Raw genomic sequence first — 20,179 nt, forward strand, 5'->3', positions numbered from 1 at the left:
CATGGCCAAGCAGAACCTCGACAGCTACGCCGCCTACGCCCTCGAGTCCGGCGCGCGCATGACGCCGCACCCCCTGCAGTTCAAGGCGCAGACGCGCGTGGACGCTAGCCGCGACGAGCTCTGGGCGTTCGTCACGGACTTCACCCGCATCGGCGACTTCATCCCGATGATCAAGCGCTCCTACTCGGACGACAGCAACGCCGAGGCCCCCGGCCAGGTGGGCGCCGTGCGGGTCATCTACGCCCATGGCGCGCCCAAGCCCACGCTCGAGACCGTGAAGGCCTTCGAGGCCCCGCGTCTGCTCGCCTACTCCGCCGCGGACGAGAACCTGTTCGGCATGTTCACCGAGCACCTGAGCGTCATCACCTGCGAGCCGCACCCGGACGGTGGCGCCGTGTTCACGTGGCTGGCCTACGGCAAGCCCGCCAAGAACCCCGCGCTGCGCCTGGCCGGCAAGGGCATGTTCAGCGGCGTGCTCACGGCGGGCACCCGCAACCTGGCCAAGCGCCTGTCGCGCTGACGGTTGTCTCAAGAGGCGGTATTTGTCCCAGAATAGGGGCACCCCGGACTGAAAGTCCGGGGCAGCGATCACGGTGATCGCCCGCTCGAAGTCCGCCCCCTGCGGAGGCGGACTGCGCCTCGCAGACTGCAGGCGGGGTTCGGCGGGAGGGGCGCGCTCTGGTGTTCGCGGCGGGATCTTGCTACAGGCGCGACCGGGCATGTCCTCTGCGGTGTTCCACCTTCTGTTCGCGGACTGCGACCCCGATGCCGTGGCAGTGTCGTGCGGTGAGCAGTCGCTCACCTTCGCCCAGGTGGCCGACCGCGCGCACGCCGTCGCGTCGCTGTTGCGCGCCGCTGGCCTCGGAGACGGGGACCACGCGGCGCTCCTCTGTCGCAACCGCGTCGAGGTGTTCGAGGTGGTGCTGGGGTCGCTGCTGTCCGGGGTGTGGCTGACGCCCGTCAACTGGCACCTCGCGCCCAGGGAGATCGACTACATCCTGCGGGACTCCGGCGCGCGCGTGGTGGTGGTCGACGAGGCTCACGCGGCGCTCGTCCCAGTCGGGCCGGACACGCTCGTGCTGGGCGAGGCCTACGAGGCGCGCCTCGCCGCGGCGCCGCTCGTGCCCATCACCGGCGGAGACGCACCGGGCGGGACCATGATGTACACCAGCGGCACCAGCGGGCAGCCCAAGGGCGTGAAGCGCAGCAAGCCGCCCACGCTCGACGCGGCGCTCGGGACCTGTCGCGCGACGGCGCGTCTGGTGGGCTTCACCGAGCCCGGCGTGCACCTGGTGCCGGGGCCGCTCTATCACGCGGCGCCCCTGCTGTTCGCGGTGTACGACCTGCTCGCGGGCTCGACCGTGCTGGTCATGGAGCGCTGGGACACGGCGCACTGCCTCGACCTGCTGCGTGAGCGGGGCGTGACCCACGTGCACCTGGTGCCCACCATGGTGCTGCGCCTGCTGCGTCTGATGACGGAACGGGGCATCGAGACGCACACGGGGCTGCGCACGCTGCTGCACGGCGCCGCGCCCATCGCCCCCGCGGTGAAGCACGAGGCCATCCGGCGCTTCGGGCCGGTGCTGACCGAGTATTGGGGCGCCACGGAGGGGGGCGTCTACACGCTGGTGGACGCGGCCACCTGGCTGACGCGGCCCGGCACCGTGGGGCAGCCGCTGCCGAGCTTCGAGGTGTTCGCCCTGGACGACGCGCTCGAGCGCCTACCGCCGGACGCGCGTGGGACCCTCGCCTGCCGCCACAAGCAGCTGGCCCAGCCCTTCGCGTATCACGGCGACGAGGCGAAGACGCGGGCCGCCTATCCGCTGCCCGGGGTGTTCAGCGTGGGCGACCTCGGACATGTCGACGCGGACGGCTTCGTGTACCTCTCCGATCGACGCAGCAACCTCATCCTGAGCGGTGGCGTGAACATCTACCCCGCCGAGGTGGAGCGCGTGCTGGCCGCCTGCCCGGGCGTGGGCGACGTGGCGGTGACCGGGGTCCCCGACGAGGAGTGGGGCGAGCGTGTGGTCGCGGTGGTCGAGCCGCTCGCGGGGGTGGACGCGACCGCGCTCGAGGCGGCGCTGCGGGCGCTGTGTACAGTCGAGCTGGCGCGCTTCAAGCACCCGGGGGCCTACCGCTTCGTGGGGCAGTTGCCGCGCCTCCCGTCGGGCAAGGTGCGAGCGCAGGAGCTGGCGCGCTTGGCCTGCGGTGAGGGGCCAGTGGAGCGCTGAGAGCGCTTGTCGCAAAGGGGCGGCCAGGGCACCCCGGACCGAGGCGGCTGTCTCAGACCGGCGATTTGTCCCGGATTTGGGGGCAGCCCGGACTGAAGAGGCTGTCTCAGAACAGCCTGATGTCCCTAATTTGGGGCAGCCTGGCCCTTCTGGTCATCGGGAGGCACCTGATGGCCAGGCGGGGCGCCCCGCGCTGCGACGATTTGCCACAGTGCCCGCCCGGCGCCCGGACCCTACCCTTGCGGCGTGTCACCCCCCATCCCGCCGAGGCCCCTGTGGCCAGCTCGGTCCGCACGGTCCGTGCGTGGGGTGGCGCTCGTTCGGAGCGTGTTGCTCGGCTTGGTGTTGGTGTCCACGCTGGCCTCCACCTCGCCGACGCGGGTGCGCGCCTGCGCCACGTGCTCGGTGGGGGACCGCACGCTCACCAGCATCGGCGCGGCGCAGCCCTACCGGGGACGGGTGCGCCTGTCCCTCGGCGCGACGTATCGCGAGGATGGTGTCGGCACACCCGGGGTGGATGCCCTCGAGCTGCGTGAGCTGCGCCTCGAGCTCGGCGCGGCCTACTCCCCGCGCAGCTGGCTGACCCTCACGGTGACCGCGCCGCTGCTGCGCCGCGACCTCACGTTCGCGAACCTGGCGCGCGATGTCTCGTGGAACTTCGGGGACATGACCGTGCTCGCCCGCGGCGTGCTCTTCCGGGACCGGGCGCTCGCGCCGCGGCACCTGCTCAGCGTGCAGGCGGGGCTCGAGCTGCCCACGGCGCGGGCGCAGCGCGACGCGTCCCAGCAGGTGCTGCCCCTCGAGCTGCAGGCTGGCTCGGGCAGCTGGGACCCATCCATCGGGCTCACCTACGCGCACTTCGCGGACCCGTGGTCGGCCTACGTCTCCAGCGTGCTCAGCGTGCCGACGCGTGGCTTCGACCGCTCTCGGGGGGGCGCCTCGCTCAGCACCGTCGTGAACCTGCAGGTGCAGCCCTCGGCCGCGTTCGGCATCCGCGCGGGCGCGCTGGTGCGCGTGGACGCCACATCGCGCGAAGGCGGCCGCGTGGAGCCCGACTCCGGGGGCGTCATCGCGTACCTGACCATGGGCATGATCGCGTCCCCCGTGACCGACCTGACCGTGCAGGCGGGTGTCTCGGTGCCCGTCCTGAACGACCTGCGAGGCCAGCACCGCGAGGGGCTGGCCGTGAACCTGGGAGTGTCCCTTGATCTCTGAGCTGCGTCTCACCCGGCCCGCGCTGGCCCTCCTCTTGGCTCTCGTCGTGGGGCCTCTCGGGCTGCCTTCGTGCGCCGAAGACTTCGCAGGCATCGAGGTGCCCGTCGCCTACAGCGGCCTCTCCCCGCTGAACGCGCCGGTCGAGACGGCCGACGCGGTGCCGGTCCAGCTGACGGGCGCGCGCGTCGCCATCCACGCGCTCGAGTTGCGGCCCTGCGCCGAGAGCGCCCCGAGCCCTCTCGCGCGAGCGGCGCAGAGCCTCTTCCTCGGAGCGGCGCACGCCCACTCGAGCAGCTCGGCCATGCGCATCGGCGTGCCGGTCGTGGTCGACGCGCTGCGTGACGATGCGCTGCGCCCGGGGGTGTTCCGGCCTGTGCCCGGCACCTACTGCGGCCTGCACGGCATGCTGGCCATGCCCGACGACGACGCGCTCGGCGCCTCCCCCAGCGCGCCACTCGAAGGCGCCGCGGAGCTGCTCGGCGAGCGGCTGGACGACCAGGGGCAGGTGGTGTCTTCGTTCCGGCTGGTCAGCACGATGGCCGTGTCGTTCGAGCTGATGTTCGATCAGCCGCTGGTGCTCAGCGCCCAGCAGCCCTACGCCGAGCTCGCGCTGGTGCTGGACCCCGCCACGTGGGCTGGGGCCATCACGTTGCCGGTCGGCGCGCTCGACGCCGAAGGAGCCGCCGCCCTCAGCCGCGCTGCGGCCAGCGCGCTCCGCGTGGAGCTGTCGCTCGCGCGGCCGTAGCCGATGGCCCCAGGCGGCGCATCGTCCGGTACACTGCCTGTGTCATGAGCACGACCCGCGACCCCCTCGCTCCCTACATGCTCGTTCCCCGCGTGCTGTGGTTCGCGCTGAACGTCAGCAACGCGCTCATCTTTGGCATCATGAGCGCCACCCGGCAGCCTCGGGACGAGCCATTCGACGTCACGCTCTTCGTCGCCTTGGGCTTGGCCTCGGTCGCGAGCGGGGTCGCACACGTGCTCCTCCCGCGCCGCCTGCGGGCCCAGCACATCGCCGCGACGCGCCTGGACACCACCGAGGAGGCGGACCCGCAGGGCAGCGTCATCTTCCGTGAGGCGGCACCCATGGTGCGCGTCTTCGCGAGCACGCAGAAGGCCATCGCGGCCGCCGCTTCCTCGTACCAGACCGCGTTCATCTTCGGAATGGCGATGGCAGAGTCCATCGGCATCTACGGTGGGGTGCTGGCGTTCCTCGGCTGCCCGCTCGAGCAGGCCGTCGCCTTCCCGTTGGTGGGCGCGCTGCTGATGGCGCGCCTGTTCCCCACGCGCCAGAAGATGCTCGGGCCCCTCGAGGCGCACTACGGGGCGAAGGTGCGGGACGCCTGAGCCACGGAGGGTGTGGTTGCCCCGGTGCAGGACAGCGAACGCGAAAGCGCCTCAGCCCAGCTTCCGATAGCGCAGCGGATCGGCCACGTTCTTCACCTGCGCCAGCTGCTCGGGCCCGAAGCCCTCGTCGCTGCCCAGCGTGCTCACGAACGTGTCCATACAGAGGATTTCGTCGCGCGTGGCCACGCCCTGCAAGCGCGCCGTGTTGTTCATGCCCGAGCTGAAGCCGGTGTAGGCCTCGTTGGGGCCGAAGAGGCCCACGAAGAGCGGGCAGAAGTTCAGACCGGTGGCCACGCCGATGGGCGCGTCCATGCCGCTCAGCTCGGGTAGCGCCACGCCGTCGTTGAGCGTGCGCGTGTAGTCGCGGATGCGCTTGGCCGCGTCCAGCGCGCGCGCGCACGCGTCCTCGGCCGAGATCTCGTCGAACGGCGGGCCCCACAGCGCGATGATGCAGTCGCCCACCATCTTGTCGAAGATGCCACCCGTCTCCCACACGATGTCCACCACGCGCGCGCTCCACGTATCCACCAGCTTGCCGATCAGGGCGGGCTCGCCCAGCACCTGCTCGCTGATGCGCGTGAAGCCCGAGATGTCGCAGTACAGGATGGCGACGTTGCGCTCGCGCGGCACCAGGTAGCGGGCGGTGTAGTCCTCCTCTTGGAGCAGGCGGCGTACGGTGTCGGGCGGGAAGCACAGTGACAGGTGCTTCCACTCGCGGTTGAAGTCCACCACCCGCTGGCGCAGCGCGTCCGCGAAGCGCTCCAGCAGGTCGCGGTCGAAGGTGTTGAACTCGCCACGCGCGCTGGTGACCACCACGCGCCCGAGCACACGCTCGTCGCGCACGCCCGTGATGAGCACCTCCTCGCGGAAGGTCTCGATACCGAAGCGCGCGAGCAAGCCGCGCGAGCGCCCGCGGATCATCTCGGCCGCCTCGTTGCGGATGAAGTCGTCGACCTCCATGTCGGCCGGCGTGCGCGAATCGTGGGTGAGCACGCCCGCCTGGATGATCTTGTAGTTCAGGCTGACGCCGCGCTGGTCCTCCTCCTGACGGAACACCAGCAGCATGTCGTCGAACGGCACGTTGCGCTGCAGCACGTCGATGGCCTTGCGGATGCCGTCGTCCAGCACCGGCTCCTTCAGGGCTTCGCTGGTGGCGCGCAGGATCTGCAGCTTCTTGCGGGCTTGGGCGATGGCGGCGAGGTAGTTGTCGAGCTCCTCGCACCACGTCTCGAGCGCGTCCTCGATGGCCTCGCAGGCGTCCTCGTCGCGCTCACCGTCGAACCACAGGGCCGCGGCGCCGAAGCTCTCGCCCGCGACGTCCACGCGCTGTCCTACGACGGAGCGCTCGGCCGAGACGTTGCGGTACTTGTCGCGCGTGCGCGCGGCCTGCGTGATCTCGAGCGCCTCCGCCGGCGGCGCGTCCGTGCCGAAGCAGAAGTCGCGCAGCTCGAGGTTCTCGTCGAAGGTCTGGATCCACGCGGAGCGCGCGCCGGTGTGCGCGATGAGCAGCGGCATCACGCGCGCGAGCGTCTGCTCCAGCGGGAGCCGCTCACGGAGGGCCGTCTCGATGGCGTCGTCCGTGTCCGCGTTCAGCGTCCGCAGGGCTTCGAGGTGCTGCACGCGCGCCTCTAGGGCAGAGAGGCGGAGTTCGAGCTCGCTCTTGCTCATGCCGTCTCTCCTCAGCCCGCGAAGAGCCAGTAGCCGACGCCGGCCGCGACCACCACCAAGGCCACGAAGCCCAACACCAAACTGGCGTTGCCAGTGCTGGACGTGGGGGAGCTGGGCGTCGCTGCTGTCGTCTCGGAGCCCTTGCTGGCTGCGGCTTCGTCCTCCCAGCCGCTGGGGTCGACCGTCTGGGGCGCCACAGCAGGCGCCTTGGTGGCTGGCGCCGCAGCGTCACCAGACTTCTTCACGGGGCTCGCGAACTCGGAGATGACCTGGAACGTCTGCGTCACCGTCTCCGGGCCTGCGACGCGTCGCAGCTTCCCACCGCTCACGTCTGCGACCACGGCCGTGATGTTGTCGGACCCGCCGCGCTCGTTGGCGAGGTCCACGATGCGCTGGGTGATCACGTCGAGGCTGTCGGTGGACTTCAGCAGCTCGGCGAGGTCGGCGTCGGGCAGGTGCCCGGTGACGCCGTCGGAGCAGATGAACAGGCGGTCGCCGCGGCGCAGCTCGAGGCGCCCGAGCGCGACCTGGACGTCCTCCTTCTGGCCCATGCTCTGCAGGATGATGCTGCTGAACGCCGAGTGCGCGGCCTCTTGCTCCTTGATGAGCCCGGCGTCCAAGAGCACCTGCACGTAGCTCTGGTCGCGCGTCATCTGGCGCAAGCGCCCCTCGCGCAGCAGGTACGCGCGAGAGTCGCCGACGGACGCGATGTGCGCGTGGCTGTCGCGCAGCAGCACCGCCGTCAACGTAGCGCCCATGCCCGAGCGGCCCGGCTCGCGCCCAGCCTCGTGCACCTCACGGTTGGCGCGCTCGACCGCTTCCTTGAGGATGTCGTCGGGTGAGCTGTGGCTCTCGGCGCGCAGCGACTGGTCCAGCGACTGCACCACCATCGCGCTCGCGATCTCGCCCGCTTGCGAGCCGCCCATGCCGTCCGAGACGCCCACGAGCACGCCTTGCGGACCCACGTCGAGCTCGACCAGTTCGCCGTTGCCCACGGCCACGTCGGCGCGCGTCAGGTCCAGCGCGATGTACGCGTCTTCGTTGTGGCCCCGGACCCGTCCGACGTCCGTCCGCGCCGAGAGTGTGACTTTCAGTTCGCTCATGGGTGTTGACCCGTACGAGTATCACGGAACACCTCCGCTTTGGAATGCTTCCGCAGGGGTACAAATCCATCGCGGGTGTCACACGGTCCGCCCGCGCGCGTGTGCGCCGCTGCGGCGTCTCTCCCCGTCGCGCCCCCGTGACCCGTCCCGTCCCACCCATGAGCCCGATGGAATGACAGAGGGCCGGCACCTGGCCGACCCTCTGCTCTTTTTGCCAATGGCCCGGGTCCATGACCCAGGCCGTCCGCCCAGCTTCAGACGCGCTCGAGCACGGCCGCCGCGCCCAGACCGCCGGCCGCGCAGATGCCGATGACCGCGGTCTCCTTGTCGCTCGCGGCCAGCTCGTTCGCCATGGTGGTGACGATGCGGGCCCCGGTGGCGCCGAAGGGGTGGCCGATGGCGATGGAGCCGCCGTGCACGTTGAACTTGGCGTCGTCGATGGCGCCGACGGCCGTGCTGCGGCCCAGGCGCTCCTCACAGAACGCCTTGCTCTCCATGGCCTTGGTGACGCTGAGCACCTGGGCGGCGAAGGCCTCGTGGATGTCCACCAGGTCCACGTCGGCCAGCTCGAGGCCGGCGCGCTCGAGGGCGCGCGGCATGGCGATGGCGGGCCCGATCAGCAGCTGATCGGTCGGGTCGACACCCACGTAGCTCCAGCTGCGGAAGGCGGCCAGACCCGTGAAGCCCAGCGCCTCGGCCTTCTCCTCGCTCATGAGCAGGATGCAGGACGCGCCGTCGGTGAGCGGCGTGGCGTTGCCGGCGGTGACGGTGCCGTCCTTGGCGAACACCGGGCGCAGCTTGGCCAGCTTCTCCTCGCTGGTGTCGCCACGAATGATGGTGTCCGCGTGTACCCAGCCCTTGCTGGTCTCGACGGGGATGACCTCGTTCTCGAAGCGCCCGGAGCTGACGGCCTCCGCCGCCAGGCGGTGCGAGCGGGCCGCGAGCGCGTCCTGCTCCTGGCGCGTGACGCCGTTGCGGCGCGCCATCTTCTCGGCCGACTCGCCCATGACCTCGCCGGTGGTGCGCTCGGCGATCTTCGGCATGGCGGGCAGGATGTCCGTGATGGGCATCAGCTGCGAGAGCACGCCCAGGTAGTCCTGCATGCCCTTGGCCTTGCCGAACGCCAGCGGCGCCAGCGCGTGCACGGCCTTGTTGGGCAGGGCCACGGCCGCGTTGCTGGTGCTGTCCGAGCCGCCCGCGATGAGCACGTCGGCGTCGCCGCGCTCGATGGCGGAGACGGCGTCCGTGATGGCCTGCAGGCCCGAGGCGCAGGCGCGCGTGACCGTGTAGCCCTCGACGCCGGCCGGGAGCTTGAGATCCAGGGCCACCTCACGCGCGATGTTGGGCGACAGCGTGGGGAGGATCACGCCACCCCACACGATGCCGTCCAGCTCCGAGCGCGGGACCTGCGTCTTCTCGAGCAGGGCCTTGGTGGCCACGCCCGCGAGCGCGATGGTGTCGAGCAGCATGAACTCGCCGAAGGCACGCACGAACGGCGTGCGCACGCCGCCGATGATGACGGCGCGGCGGCCCTTGGGGACCTCGCTGCTGCTGGGGGGGGTCTTCTTCGCGGTGGTCGTCTTCTTCTTGGCTGCCATGTTCATGCTCCCACTAGTGCGCCGCCGCAGACGCGCAGCACGCTGCCGGTAATGCCCACGGCACCCGGGGTTGAAAGGAAAGTGATGGCCTGCCCGACGTCTTCGGGGTGGCCGCCCTGGCCCAGCGCGCTCAAGCGACGCGCGCCCTCACGGATGCCGACCGGCATGGCGCTGGTCAGGCGCGTCTCGATGAAGCCGGGGGCGATGGCGTTGACCGTCACGCCGCGCGCCGCCAGCTGCGGCGCGAGGCTCTGCACGAAGCCCACGATGCCCGCCTTGCTGGCCGAGTAGTTGGTCTGGCCGCGGTTGCCCGCGATGCCGGAGACGCTGCTGAGGCAGATCACGCGGCCACCGTCGTTGAGCACGCCGTTGGCGACGAGCTTCTCGGTGATGCGGATGACCGCGCCGAGGTTCACGTCCACGGCCATGTCCCACAGCTGCGGCTTCATGTTGGCCAGCAGCTTGTCGCGGGTGATGCCCGCGTTGTGCACGACGATGTCCACCCCGCCGAAGCGCTCGTTGAGCTCCTTGCAGATGAGCTCGGGGGCGTCCGGGTCGGTGATGTCCGCCAGCAGCACGGAGCCGCCGATGGAGCGCGCCACCTTGCTGAGGGGCTCGTCGTCGCGCGGGAGGTCGAGGCACACAACGTGCGCGCCCTCGGCCGCCATGATGCGCGCCGTGGACTCGCCGATGCCGCGGGCGGCGCCGGTGAGCAGCACCACCTTGCCCTCGAGGGGCTGCGTGGTGGGGGCGTCGTCGCCCTTCGTGTCCTTGCTGACGTTGAACGGCTGGCAGGTGACGAACGCCGAGCGCGGCGAGAGGAGGAAGCGCAGCACGGCGTCCACGCGGCCCTCGGCGCCCTTCTCGACGAACACACTGTTGGCCGTGGCGCCGCTCGCGCCGACTTCCTTGCCCAGGCTGCGGGCGAAGCCCTCGAGGCCCGCGGCGGCGGCGCTCTCGCTGTGCGTGCCCGCGAGCGCGGCCGGGCGGCCGATCACCACGCAGCGCCCACCCTTGTTGAGCTTGCGCATGTAGGGCGAGAAGAACTCGTAGAGCCCCTTCAGCTCTTCGGGGCCGCGCACGCCGGTGCCGTCGTAGACCATCGCGTCCACGCGCACGTCCTCGGGGGCCTCGCCGGGAGCCACCACGCGCACCGGGCGGCCCCAGGCCTCACCCGCGCGGCGGAACGACTTCGCGTCGTCCTCGTCGCCGACCACGATGGGCTCGGCGCCCATCTTGGTGAGCGAGGCGGCGAGGCTGTCGCGCATGGCGGCGTGACCGCCCACCAGCACCACCTTGCCCTCCAGCGGGCGCTCTTCGTAGGGACTCTTGGCGCGGCGCAGGCGCTCGGGGACGGGGAGGGGGAGGCCCAGCGTCTTGATGAGCTTGCGGGCTTGCTCGTTGTCGAGGAGGAGGTCGCTCATGATCTCTGTTTCCGTGGTGGCTTGAGGTGAATCAGCGCGTGGTGAAGGTGCCGACCAAGTTGGCGGGACCGCCCTTCGCGGAGCCGACGAAGACCTCGTCGCCGCGAACGTACAGCCCCACCTTCGCGGGGAGAACCAAGGGCCGGGTGAAGCGCACGTCAATGGACGCGAGGCGCGAGACGTCGCCCGCGAAGAGGGCGCGGTTCATGCCCTCGATGGCGCGGGCGAGGGTGCCGAAGCCGTGCAAGATGACGTTCTTGAACCCGGCGGCGCGCGCGGCGGGCGCGATCCAGTGGATGGGGTTGAAGTCGCCCGTGAGCTTCGCGAAGTCGAGGCCGGCCGTGACGGGGATGTTCCAGAACGCGATCTCGCGCGCGTCCTCGGGCACGCGCGGGGGAGCGGCCTTCTTCTTGGCGCCCGGCGCGGGCTTCTCGCCCTTGTTCTTGCTTCCGAGCGGCACGAACGCGTAGACGTGCGTGACCACGGCGTCGGGGCGCTGGGCCGTGCCGGTGACCGCGCGCTGGTGGATGATGGCGCGCTTGCCGTCGTCGTCGATGCCCTCGAGGCGGCAGCTCACGTTGAGCGCCTCGCCGGCGGGGATGGGCGCGTTGAACTCGATGCGGCAGCCGCCGTTGAGCACCTTCTGCATGGGGTAGCTCACGTCCTCGAGGCCGCGCGCCTGGAGGGGGAAGACCCACTGCGGGAACAGGTGCGCGGGCACCTGGTTGCGGTAGGCCGAGGGGTCACCGCCCACGTGCCGGATGTAGTCCTGGACCATGTCCGCGGGGCGTGGCGGGATGCGCTCACGCAGCTCGCGCCCGGGGATCTGTGTGGGTGCGCCGTTGCTGGACTTCTTGCCGCTCTTGACCGCCGCCATGGCGGCACGTCCGAGCGCTCCCAGCACCGGGCCTTGATTCAGCACATATCGGGTCGATACCCCCATGGGTCACTCCTATGGTTCGCGATGCGGTGGAGAGCCTACCGCTCGGTCTGGAGTTCCCTACCATTCGGTAGAGACGGGTGCAAGTCGGGCGCTCCTCTTGGGTCGGGTCGGGTCGCGGGCTTTGGCTGGACGGGGGCGGGATCGAGGCGGAGGAGCGGGACCAGGGTCGACCGGGCTCGGTCGCGCTGGCGCTCCCTGCGGTGCCTCCCCCATTTCTGCGCGCCTTTGGCGCGCGAAATGGGGCCCCCCCGACACCCGGACGACCCTGGTCCCGCTCCTCCGCCCGGGTGACGTCTGGTCGGTGGGCGCGCGGGGCTCGGGGTGGGAGCGCGACGTGCGGGTGGGGTCTCTTGGTGGCGCGTGGGGCTGGCGGTGAGCGTGTGGTTCGGGAGGGGCTCGGTGGGGGATGGGTGTGGTGGGGCTCGGGTTGAGCGTGTGGTTCGGGATGGGCTCGTGGGAGATGGGTGTGGTTGGCGCTGGTGTGACGCAGCGTGGGCGTGTGGTTCGGGATGGGCTCCGTGGTCGATGAGTGTGGTGGGGCTCGGGTTGAGCGGGTGGTTCGGGATGGGCTCGTGGGAGATGGGTGTGGTGGGCGCTTGGATGGGTCATGATGGGGACGTGACGCAGCGGCCGGACGTGGATGTGGTGGCTCTCGAGGAGATGGTGCGGCGGGCGCGCGCGGTGGTGGCTTGTCCGCGGTGTCCGGGGGAGCGGCGGCGGACGACGCGGCGGCTCGCGGGGGGCGAGCTCGAGGTGTGCTGCGCGGCTTGCGGGGGCGTGCTGGTGGCGCGCGAAGGCTCGTCGACCAAGAAATCGTCCGGTGAGGGCTGAGGTGATACCGACTCACCGCAGAGCCCGCCACCACGGGTCCACTCTCTCGACGTGGGGTAGCTCGAACGGGCGCCCGAGGCGCGGCGTGAGCACCCGCTGACCGCTCGCCGCGGCCAGGGTCACCAGCGTCTCGGCGGGTTCGTCCCACGCGTGCAAGGCCAGGTCGAAGGTGCTCCAGTGCACGGGGAACAGCGCCTCTCCTCGCAGCATCTCGCAGGCGCGCAGCGCGTTCTCGGGGCCCAGGTGGATGCTGCCCCACGAGGGGTGGAACGCGCCGATTTCGACCATCACCACGTCGAACGGACCGAAGCGCCGACCGATCTCCAGGAACTCGTCGGTCAGCCCCGTGTCGCCCGAGAAGAAGACGTTCCGGTTGGCCGTGGTCATGACCCACGAGGCCCACAGGGTGCGGTTGCGGTCCAGCAGCGAGCGCCCCGAGAAGTGCTGTGCCGGGGTCGCCGTGAAGCGCAGCTCGCCACCGGGCAGCGTGTAGTGCTCCCACCAGTCGAGCTCGACGACGCAGTCCGGCGCGACGCCCAACGCCTCGAGGCGCGCGCCGACGCCCAGCGAGGTGATGACCGGCACCCGCAGCTTCGCGATCTGACGCATGCTCGCCGCGCACAGGTGGTCGTAGTGGTCGTGGGAGAGCAGCACCGCATCCAGGGGTGGCAGCTGTGCCAGCGTGACCGGCGTGCGGTGGAAGCGCTTGGGCCCGCTGAACGACACCGGCGACACGCGCTCGCCGAAGACCGGGTCGGTCAACACGCGCAGTCCGTCGAGCTCGATCAGGACCGTGCTGTGACCGAGCCACGTCATGCGCAGACCGGAGTCCACCGGGCGCGTCCAGACGTCCCGCGGGCTCTCCACCGGGAGCGCCTGGTCGGGGCGTCGACGCTGACCACCGAACAGGAAGTCGCGCATCACGGGCCACGAGGGACCCTGCAGCTGGGGCCCGAGCCCGCTGGGGTTGTGGAAGCGTCCATCGGCCCCGAAGAGCCGGGACGCGCGCGCGCGCTCGAGGCGAAGGCCCGAGAGGAGCGGGCTGTCCGTGGTTGACGATGGGGCGGTCGGGGCAGAATGTTGAGTCACGGCGGCAGGGTTGGTCGCGACAGAGAGCAGAGCGTGACGTGACCGACACCCCCACGACCCATCCCGAGGCCCCTCCCATGGGCGAAAAACCCCGACGTGCGCAGAAGATCGCCCTGCTGGCGCTCGTGGCGCTCGGGCTGCTGGCCGCCCAGCAGCTGGGCGTGCTGCGCGCCCTCTCCGAGCCCGAGCAGCTGCGCACGTGGATCGTCGAACGTGGCGCGTTCGGGCAGCTGGCCTTCGTCGTGGCCTTCGCGCTGCTGCAGCCTTTTGGGGTGCCGGGCACCATCTTCGTGCTGGTGGCGCCCATCCTCTGGCCCTGGCCCGAGGCGTTCGCGCTCAGCATGACGGGCACCATGGCGGCCAGCGTGATCGGCTTCTCGTTCTCGCGCTTCATCGCACGTGACTGGGTGGCGGCGCGGGTCCCCGAGCGCTTCAAGCGCTACGAGGCGGCGCTCGAGCGGCGGGCTTTCCTCACGGTCGCGACGCTGCGGTTCCTGCTGTGGATGCCACAAGCGCTGCACGCGTTCTTCGGCGTCTCCCGCGTGCCCTTCTGGACGCACTTCTGGGGCTCGCTGGTGGGCTACACGCTGCCTCTGCTCGCCACGGCGTTCTTCGGCGAGCGTCTGTTCGAGTGGTTCGCCGACATCCCGGCGCAGGTCTGGGGCGTGGTGGGTCTGGCGCTCGTCGTGCTGGTGCTGCTGGGCGGCTTCCTCCGCTGGTGCGCCGTGAACCGCGAGGCGCGCGCGGCCACGACCTCGTCTCCCCAGTGAGGGGGCGTCAGCGGGCGGCCAGCCAGGGGCCCAGCGCGCCCGAGATGGCGATGACATACAAGAGGCCCACGGCGATGCGCTGCACCGTGGCCACCTCCCAGCGCGCGCTGACGCGCATCCCAATGCGGGCCCCCACCCACAGGCAGGGCGTGAGCACGAGCCCCAGCCCGAACGCGAGCAGCACCGACCACCCGAAGCGCAGCCCGAGGGTGATGACCATGACCGGGACGATCAGGGCGAACTGGCTCCACAGGAACGCGCGGTAGCGGTCGATGCTGTAGCGGTGGGCCAGCGCGTACAACACGAGCGGCGGACCCCCCATGCCCGCGAGCCCCGCGAGCGTGCCGCTGACGCTCCCCGCGATGACGGTCCAGATGCGCGGCAAGCTGTCGCGCGGCACCGGGCGCCAGAACTGGCGCACGGCCAGCACCGTGAACAGCAGCGCGCCCACGCCCTGCTTCACGCGCGCCGGGCCTGCGTCCTCGAGCAGCTGCATGCCCATCATGCCGACCGGCACGAACAGGGCCTGGATGAGCGCCATGGCGCTGGCTTCGCGCCAGGCCACTTCGCGGTGCACGGTGCGGAGGCCGATCAGCAGCTGTACGAGGCCCGCACCCACCGCGAGCGCCACCGCGTCCGACAGCGGGAACCCGAGGTAGAGCAGCAGCGGCACCGAGAAGAGGCCCATGCCGAAGCCCGCGATGGTCTGCACGAACGAGCCGCCCACCACGATGAGGGCGGCTCCGACGATCTGCGTGGGGGTCATGGCGTGCCGCCCGGCGGGAAGTACCAGATGGGGCTGCTCCAGGCGCGCTCCTGGATGGCGGGCTGCACCGTGCGCGGGTCGCAGCAGCGGTGGGCCGCGTTGCCGGGGGTGCAGCGCACGTCGACGCAGGACTCGGGGTGCAGGCCCACCTCGGGCGCGCAGCAGGCCACGTCGATCGGTCGGGTGCCGGCGCAGTCGTAGTGCTCACGCACGCAGATCTGCGTCGTCCAGCGGCAGGTGGGGACCTCCATCACCCGCACGTAGTAGTACGCAGGCTCGTCCGGGTCGAACGAGGGGTCGGTGAACGTCGCGCACAGCTCATCGTCGCCCGCGTCGCTGGGCTCGCAGGTGCTCATGTCGAGGTCACGGCCCGTGTCTCGGGAGCCGTACACGTCGAACACCTCCACGCGCGGCGTTCCGTCGGGCGCGAGCGTGCCCTTGATGACCTGCACGCGCTGCAGCCGCGCGCCCTGGGGGTCACGCAGCGCGCTGATCGCCAAGGTGGGCGCACGCACGCCCGCGGGGGCGGGACCCAGCTCGCCGCCCATGGACACGCCCGTCGCGTAGGCGTGGCTCACGCGATCGGGGCGCTCGCACCAGGCGTCCCCCAGCTCCCAGCCGGCGAAGACACGCACGGCCATGCGCGGGCCGCTGGTGGCGTAGGTCTCGCGCCGACGCAGCGCGCCGAAGATGCCCTCCCGGCTGTTCTCCTCCGCCCACACCGCGGCGAGGCCGCCTCCGCCGAAGTAGATCACGTCTGGGAACGCGGCGTCCTCGCTCTGTGCGTCGGCGCCCTCGCCCGCGCCACCGCCCCCCAGGAAGGCGTCTTCGTCGACGGCCCCCGCGAGCCCCAGGTGCGTGTCGGTGCTGGCGATGAAGCCGAGCGGGAAGGGGTTCTCGCCCAGCTCGCGGCGCACCTGGAGGCCGGTGGCGAGCGCGTACCTCACGAACGACTCCGGGCGGATGTTGCTCGGCCGGTCGCGCGCGGCCGAGGCCAGGTCCCCGTAGGGCAGCACCTCGAAGCCGCAGTCCTCGTCGCCGGTCAGCCCGCCTGGGACGCACTCGCTCGCGCCCTTGTGCTGGTAGATCTCCACCAGCGGCTCCATGTAGCCCCGGCGTCGCGCGTGCTCCACCGAGAAGCGCTGCGCGCCGTTCTCCCACGGCGCGAACATGATCCCGGCGCTCAGGTTGCTGTTGTGCGGGATGGCGAGCACGTCGCAGCCCTCGCCGGTGCGCAGGCACTCGCGCTCGAGCCTCCGCCACAGCGCCTCGACGCTGCTGGCGCGCACGTAGTCCGCGGGCAGCGCGGGCACGATGTTGTTGCGGAAGATGACGTTGCGGTGGAGGTTCGCCGCCACGCGGATGGAGACGCTCGGGGTCGCTGACCACTCGTAGGCGTGCAGCGTGGTGAAGCCGCAGTCGCTCGACTTGTCGTACGCGCTCTCGGTCGCGTCCTGCAGGTCCACCCACACGGACGCCTGATACTGCATGCACGTCGCCGCGCCCCAGCCGCACAGGAACGGGTCGCGCACCAGGCTGCCGCTGCCCGTGAGAAAGCTGTGCAGCATGATGAACGCGCTGCGCTCGCGGTTGCGGAAGGCACGACAGCCGCGGCGGTCGTAGGCTGGGCCGGAGCGATCCGAGCACGCCCCCACCACGCCGAGGAACTCCGCGTGATCCGTGACCGCGGCGAAGTCGAGGGGGCGCCGCAGCTGGGCGATGCGCGTCGCGCGATCGCCGTCGTAGGGCCCGATGCCGACGGCCTCGCCACGCGCGAAGCGGTACGCGTCGGTGGGCGTCAGCCGCGTGCCCTGCATGTTCGCGTCGAGGGAGAGCTGCGTGTGCACGTGCAGGTCACCGAAGAACACCTGCCGCTCGGGGTCGAAGTGCGCGCAGCGTCCGAGGGTCTCGACCGTGTGCGGCACGGCGGGCGCGCGTACCTTCAGCGCGGCCTCGGACATGGAGGTCCGCGATGGCGTCCGCCCGCACGCGGCCAGGGTCAGCAGCACCAGCGTGGTCGCTCGAACGGACGCAGGCAGGCGTGTGCGGAGGTGCGGCATCGCGGCGCCGCGGAGTATGGCAAGCGCCAAGGCAACCCCCAAACGGAACCCTCGTGTTCGCGTCGTCCGCGCGTTGCGGGCGGAACCACGTCCGTTTTGGGGCGTTGCGGTGCCCTTCGTCGCGTAGGGTTCCTGCGTCGCACCGGGGCCCTTCGTGGCGCGGCGGTGCGCGGGACGGCTCGCGTGGGTTGCTCGCGCGGAGTGGCGCTGCCAGCCTCCGGCGCATGCTCGCTGCGCTCACGGATCTGTTCGGCGTCGTCGCGCCCGTGTTCGTGATCGCGGCGATCGGCTACGGGTGGGTCAAGGCCGGGGGCGCGTTCGACCACGCGGCCACGTCGCGCCTGGTGCTCCAGCTGGGCGTACCGGCCATGGTGTTTCACAGCCTGGTGCGGCTGACGGTCCCGGCCGACGTGCTGCTGCGCATGGCGGGGCTTGCGACCGCGGCCATGCTCGGCTTCGCCGTGCTGGGCTACGCGCTGCTTCGGGCGCTGCGGCTCCCGGCCCACACCTACCTTGGTCCGCTGGTGTTCTCCAACTCGGGCAACGTGGGTCTCCCCGTGTGCCTCTTCGCGTTCGGCGACCAGGGCCTGGCGCTCGCCATGGCCTACTTCGCGGTGAGCTCCACGGCGCACGTGGTGCTGGGCGGGCCGCTGTTCGCCGGGCAGTTCTCGTGGCGTCCGCTGGTGCAGTCCCCGCTCACGTGGACGGTGGTCGTCACGGTGCTGCTGCTCTGGCTGCGCGTGCCCATCCCTCTCTGGGTGCTCGCCAGCACCAAGCTCCTGGGCGACTTCGCCATCCCGCTCATGCTGCTCACGCTGGGGGCGTCGCTCTCCACCATGCACGCCGCCAACGTGGGGCGCGCGCTGCGGCTGTCCTTCGCGCGCATCGCGATCGGCGCGGGTGTGGCGTTCGCGCTGTGCGCGGTGTTCGAGATCCGTGGGCTCACCCGACAGGTGCTGGTGATGGAGTCGGCCATGCCCGTGGGCGTGCTCAACTACCTCTTCGCGCAGCGCTACGGCCGGGCCCCTGGGCAGCTGGCGAGCATCGTGCTCATCAGCACGCTGATGGCGATGGTGACCATCCCTGCGCTGCTCTACGTCGTGCGCTGAGCGCGCGCCGCAGGTGGTTTGTCGATCCGGGCGCGGGTGTCGAACGCGGTTGCTCGGCAGCTTGTACTGGCCGACGCGGATGTTGAAGTCGCGGATCTGCCGGAACTCGAAGTAGAGGTCGATTCACCCGTCACGCTTCTCACCCCACGCTGTATCTCCAGCGTGGCGTCGGGCTCGACGTTCGGCTCTTCCCGACGGCGGCTGGCGGTCGCCGCCCGCTCGCTGGCGGACCGCAGCGAGAGCGCGTGGCAGCGGTCGGTAAATGGGCCTCCACGCCCCGGATCGCCGCGCGCACCATCGCGGACGGTGTCGTTCTCGGCCCGCGCGGCGCCCTCGGGCGCGTCAACACACGAGTATCGGCCCCGTGACCCGACCACCGGGCCCCTGCACCAGCTCTTGCGCGAAAGCCTCTCGTCCTACTTCGCCTCGCGCGAGGCTCGCCCGCCGCCGGCCTTCGTGGCCAAGGCCCTGCGCGGCTATCTGCGCTGCGGCGTGCTCGTCCATGGTTTTGCGCGCTTTCGCTGCGACGACTGCGCGCAGAGTCGGCTGGTGGCCCTCAGCTGCAAACAACGGGCCTTCTGCCCGCGTTGCATTGGCCGCCGCATGGCCGATCAAGCCAGGCACCTGGTGCAGCACGTGCTCCCACCGGTACGCACCCGGCAGTGGGTGCTCTCGTTTCCGCACGAGCTCCGCTGGCACATGGCCTTCGACCACGACCTCACCCTGGCCGTCTGGCGCGTCGCCCGGCGGGCAATCGACGCGTTCTACAAGGCCCGCGCCCGCCGCGTGGGCCCACCCGGCCACAACGACGACGCCCAGTCCGGCAGCATCATGGCCATCCAGCGCTTTGGCGGCGCCCTGAACCTCAACGTCCACTTTCACGCCGTGTACCTGGATGGCGCCTTCGTCGAACGCAGCGACGGAACCCTGCGCTTCTTGGAAGCGCTCCCACCCACGGCGAGCGAGCTCGAGGCGCTGGTGGCCGACATCAAGGCGCGCGTCACGCGCTTGGTCCAGCAGCGCGGCCTGGCTGAGCCTGAAAACGACCACGCGCGCACCCTCCTGCTCCCGGGGATGGGCGAGCTCTACAGCGACGGGGTGCTCAACCGGGGCGCCTGGCGCGTGCGCACCCACGACCCCCGCGGCCCCAACGCGTTCATGCGCCGAAAGGCCCATGAAGAAGGCTTCGACCTCGACGCTCACGTCACGGTCCGTCCCGGCGCCCGCGCCGAGCTCGAGCGCCTGGTCCGCTACATCCTTCGGCCGCCGCTCAAAGAAGAACGCCTCACCCTGCACGCCGACAGCGTCGTCCTCGAGCTCAAGACCCCCTGGCGCGACGGCACCACCCACATCCGCATGAGCCGCGCGAGGTTCATCGACCGCCTCGCCGCCCTGGTCCCCCCGCCCGCCGCCAACACCCTCCTGTACGGCGGCATCCTCGCCGCAAACGCGCGCCTGCGCCCCCACGCCGTGAGCTATCAGCGCCCCGGCGTCACCGTCACCAAGCGCGCGCGGAAGACCGCGTCCGCCCTGCGCCCGCGCAACACCGCCTGGGCCGAGCTGATGCGCCATAGCTTCGGCTTGGACGTCCTCGCCTGCCCCCACTGCGGCGGCCGCATGCGACACGTCGCCACGGTCCTCAGCGCCACCGGCATCCGCGCCATCCTCCAACATCAAGGTCACCCCCTGCCCGACCCCCGCGCCGGACCGTCCCCGCCGACCCCGGGCGACATCGTCTTCGAACCCGACGAAGCCACCCAGCTCGACCTGTTCCAAGACGAGTACTCCCAGGACGCATCCGACCATCCCTGGTGAGCGCCCACGGCACCCTCGCCAGGCATCCCTCCGTCCGAAGCGCCGAATTCAGCCCCGGACTACCCCTTGGAGCCCCTCTTTGGCACCCTGCAGCGTGCCAAAGAGGTTCATGCGCGCTGAGCCACAGCGTGCTGCGCAGAATTTACATTATGTAAACAATTTCCCTACGTCGAATTCTGGTCCAGGATGGGGTTCATGCTTCCTATGGGC

At 71.0% G+C, this 20,179-nt stretch carries 17 protein-coding genes; 9 read left to right on the forward strand and 8 right to left on the reverse strand.

What is annotated here, in order from left to right; genetic code table 11:
• Position 1: 1 nt before the first annotated feature.
• The 5 genes from H6726_22490 (at position 2) to H6726_22510 (ending at position 4,793) form a co-directional block, all read left to right on the forward strand.
• Complete coding sequence (locus H6726_22490) at positions 2-520, forward strand: SRPBCC family protein (GenBank protein ID MCB9660430.1); 519 nt, start codon at positions 2-4, stop codon at positions 518-520.
• A 199-nt stretch (positions 521-719) separates the two neighbouring features.
• Positions 720-2,231 carry an AMP-binding protein gene (locus H6726_22495; GenBank protein ID MCB9660431.1) on the forward strand — a complete coding sequence of 504 codons (1,512 nt, stop codon included), beginning with the start codon at positions 720-722 and terminating at the stop codon, positions 2,229-2,231.
• 246 nt (positions 2,232-2,477) lie between these two features.
• The gene (locus H6726_22500; GenBank protein ID MCB9660432.1) at positions 2,478-3,446 is read left to right on the forward strand and encodes a transporter; all 969 of its coding nucleotides are present in this window, start codon (positions 2,478-2,480) and stop codon (positions 3,444-3,446) included.
• Positions 3,436-4,191 (forward strand): hypothetical protein, encoded by a 756-nt coding sequence (locus H6726_22505; GenBank protein MCB9660433.1) that lies wholly within the window; start codon positions 3,436-3,438, stop codon positions 4,189-4,191. The genes H6726_22500 and H6726_22505 overlap by 11 nt, the downstream gene beginning before the upstream one ends.
• Positions 4,192-4,235: 44 nt before the next feature.
• Positions 4,236-4,793 (forward strand): hypothetical protein, encoded by a 558-nt coding sequence (locus H6726_22510; protein ID MCB9660434.1) that lies wholly within the window; start codon positions 4,236-4,238, stop codon positions 4,791-4,793.
• 51 nt (positions 4,794-4,844) lie between these two features.
• Here the strand turns inward: H6726_22510 and H6726_22515 are convergent, their stop codons facing one another.
• The 5 genes from H6726_22515 to H6726_22535 form a co-directional block, all read right to left on the reverse strand.
• Entirely contained in the window at positions 4,845-6,461 is a 1,617-nt protein-coding gene (locus tag H6726_22515; GenBank protein MCB9660435.1) for a hypothetical protein, read from the reverse strand.
• An 11-nt stretch (positions 6,462-6,472) separates the two neighbouring features.
• A complete protein-coding gene (locus tag H6726_22520) occupies positions 6,473-7,564 on the reverse strand; it encodes a serine/threonine-protein phosphatase (GenBank protein MCB9660436.1) in 1,092 nt (363 codons plus the stop codon).
• A 254-nt stretch (positions 7,565-7,818) separates the two neighbouring features.
• Positions 7,819-9,162 carry an acetyl-CoA C-acyltransferase gene (locus H6726_22525; GenBank protein ID MCB9660437.1) on the reverse strand — a complete coding sequence of 448 codons (1,344 nt, stop codon included), beginning with the start codon at positions 9,160-9,162 and terminating at the stop codon, positions 7,819-7,821.
• 2 nt (positions 9,163-9,164) lie between these two features.
• Positions 9,165-10,586, reverse strand: coding sequence for a 3-oxoacyl-ACP reductase (locus H6726_22530; GenBank protein ID MCB9660438.1), 1,422 nt, complete (start codon positions 10,584-10,586; stop codon positions 9,165-9,167).
• A gap of 31 nt (positions 10,587-10,617) precedes the next feature.
• Positions 10,618-11,529 (reverse strand): MaoC family dehydratase N-terminal domain-containing protein, encoded by a 912-nt coding sequence (locus H6726_22535; protein ID MCB9660439.1) that lies wholly within the window; start codon positions 11,527-11,529, stop codon positions 10,618-10,620.
• Between the two features lie 525 nt (positions 11,530-12,054).
• Here H6726_22535 and H6726_22540 point away from each other — a divergent pair.
• Positions 12,055-12,360 carry a hypothetical protein gene (locus tag H6726_22540; GenBank protein ID MCB9660440.1) on the forward strand — a complete coding sequence of 102 codons (306 nt, stop codon included), beginning with the start codon at positions 12,055-12,057 and terminating at the stop codon, positions 12,358-12,360.
• 12 nt (positions 12,361-12,372) lie between these two features.
• Here the strand turns inward: H6726_22540 and H6726_22545 are convergent, their stop codons facing one another.
• Positions 12,373-13,449 carry an MBL fold metallo-hydrolase gene (locus H6726_22545; GenBank protein MCB9660441.1) on the reverse strand — a complete coding sequence of 359 codons (1,077 nt, stop codon included), beginning with the start codon at positions 13,447-13,449 and terminating at the stop codon, positions 12,373-12,375.
• A 77-nt stretch (positions 13,450-13,526) separates the two neighbouring features.
• Here H6726_22545 and H6726_22550 point away from each other — a divergent pair, with 77 nt between their 5' ends.
• Positions 13,527-14,219 (forward strand): TVP38/TMEM64 family protein, encoded by a 693-nt coding sequence (locus H6726_22550; protein MCB9660442.1) that lies wholly within the window; start codon positions 13,527-13,529, stop codon positions 14,217-14,219.
• Positions 14,220-14,226: 7 nt separating this feature from the next.
• On the opposite strand, the gene H6726_22555 is transcribed toward H6726_22550, so the two are convergent.
• Positions 14,227-14,985 carry a sulfite exporter TauE/SafE family protein gene (locus H6726_22555; protein MCB9660443.1) on the reverse strand — a complete coding sequence of 253 codons (759 nt, stop codon included), beginning with the start codon at positions 14,983-14,985 and terminating at the stop codon, positions 14,227-14,229.
• Positions 14,982-17,045, reverse strand: a complete 2,064-nt coding sequence (locus tag H6726_22560; protein ID MCB9660444.1) for a DUF3604 domain-containing protein — start codon at positions 17,043-17,045, stop codon at positions 14,982-14,984. Before H6726_22560 ends, H6726_22555 begins: the two co-directional genes overlap by 4 nt.
• A 224-nt stretch (positions 17,046-17,269) precedes the next feature.
• Here H6726_22560 and H6726_22565 point away from each other — a divergent pair, with 224 nt between their 5' ends.
• Positions 17,270-18,154, forward strand: coding sequence for an AEC family transporter (locus H6726_22565; GenBank protein ID MCB9660445.1), 885 nt, complete (start codon positions 17,270-17,272; stop codon positions 18,152-18,154).
• Between the two features lie 306 nt (positions 18,155-18,460).
• Positions 18,461-19,969 carry a transposase gene (locus H6726_22570; GenBank protein MCB9660446.1) on the forward strand — a complete coding sequence of 503 codons (1,509 nt, stop codon included), beginning with the start codon at positions 18,461-18,463 and terminating at the stop codon, positions 19,967-19,969.
• Positions 19,970-20,179 lie beyond the last annotated feature (210 nt).

It is taken from the genome of Sandaracinaceae bacterium, from assembly GCA_020633055.1.
Taxonomy (GTDB): Bacteria; Myxococcota_A; Polyangia; order Polyangiales; family Houyiibacteriaceae; genus JADJJE01.

Coding starts and splice junctions, on each gene's coding strand:
- H6726_22490 (MCB9660430.1), top strand. CDS start 2: ATGGCCAAGCAGAACCTCGACAGCTACGCCGCCTACGCCCTCGAGTCC.
- H6726_22495 (MCB9660431.1), top strand. CDS start 720: ATGTCCTCTGCGGTGTTCCACCTTCTGTTCGCGGACTGCGACCCCGAT.
- H6726_22510 (MCB9660434.1), top strand. CDS start 4,236: ATGAGCACGACCCGCGACCCCCTCGCTCCCTACATGCTCGTTCCCCGC.
- H6726_22515 (MCB9660435.1), bottom strand. CDS start 6,461: ATGAGCAAGAGCGAGCTCGAACTCCGCCTCTCTGCCCTAGAGGCGCGC.
- H6726_22520 (MCB9660436.1), bottom strand. CDS start 7,564: ATGAGCGAACTGAAAGTCACACTCTCGGCGCGGACGGACGTCGGACGG.
- H6726_22525 (MCB9660437.1), bottom strand. CDS start 9,162: ATGGCAGCCAAGAAGAAGACGACCACCGCGAAGAAGACCCCCCCCAGC.
- H6726_22530 (MCB9660438.1), bottom strand. CDS start 10,586: ATGAGCGACCTCCTCCTCGACAACGAGCAAGCCCGCAAGCTCATCAAG.
- H6726_22535 (MCB9660439.1), bottom strand. CDS start 11,529: ATGGGGGTATCGACCCGATATGTGCTGAATCAAGGCCCGGTGCTGGGA.
- H6726_22540 (MCB9660440.1), top strand. CDS start 12,055: ATGAGTGTGGTGGGGCTCGGGTTGAGCGGGTGGTTCGGGATGGGCTCG.
- H6726_22550 (MCB9660442.1), top strand. CDS start 13,527: ATGGGCGAAAAACCCCGACGTGCGCAGAAGATCGCCCTGCTGGCGCTC.
- H6726_22555 (MCB9660443.1), bottom strand. CDS start 14,985: ATGACCCCCACGCAGATCGTCGGAGCCGCCCTCATCGTGGTGGGCGGC.
- H6726_22560 (MCB9660444.1), bottom strand. CDS start 17,045: ATGCCGCACCTCCGCACACGCCTGCCTGCGTCCGTTCGAGCGACCACG.
- H6726_22565 (MCB9660445.1), top strand. CDS start 17,270: ATGCTCGCTGCGCTCACGGATCTGTTCGGCGTCGTCGCGCCCGTGTTC.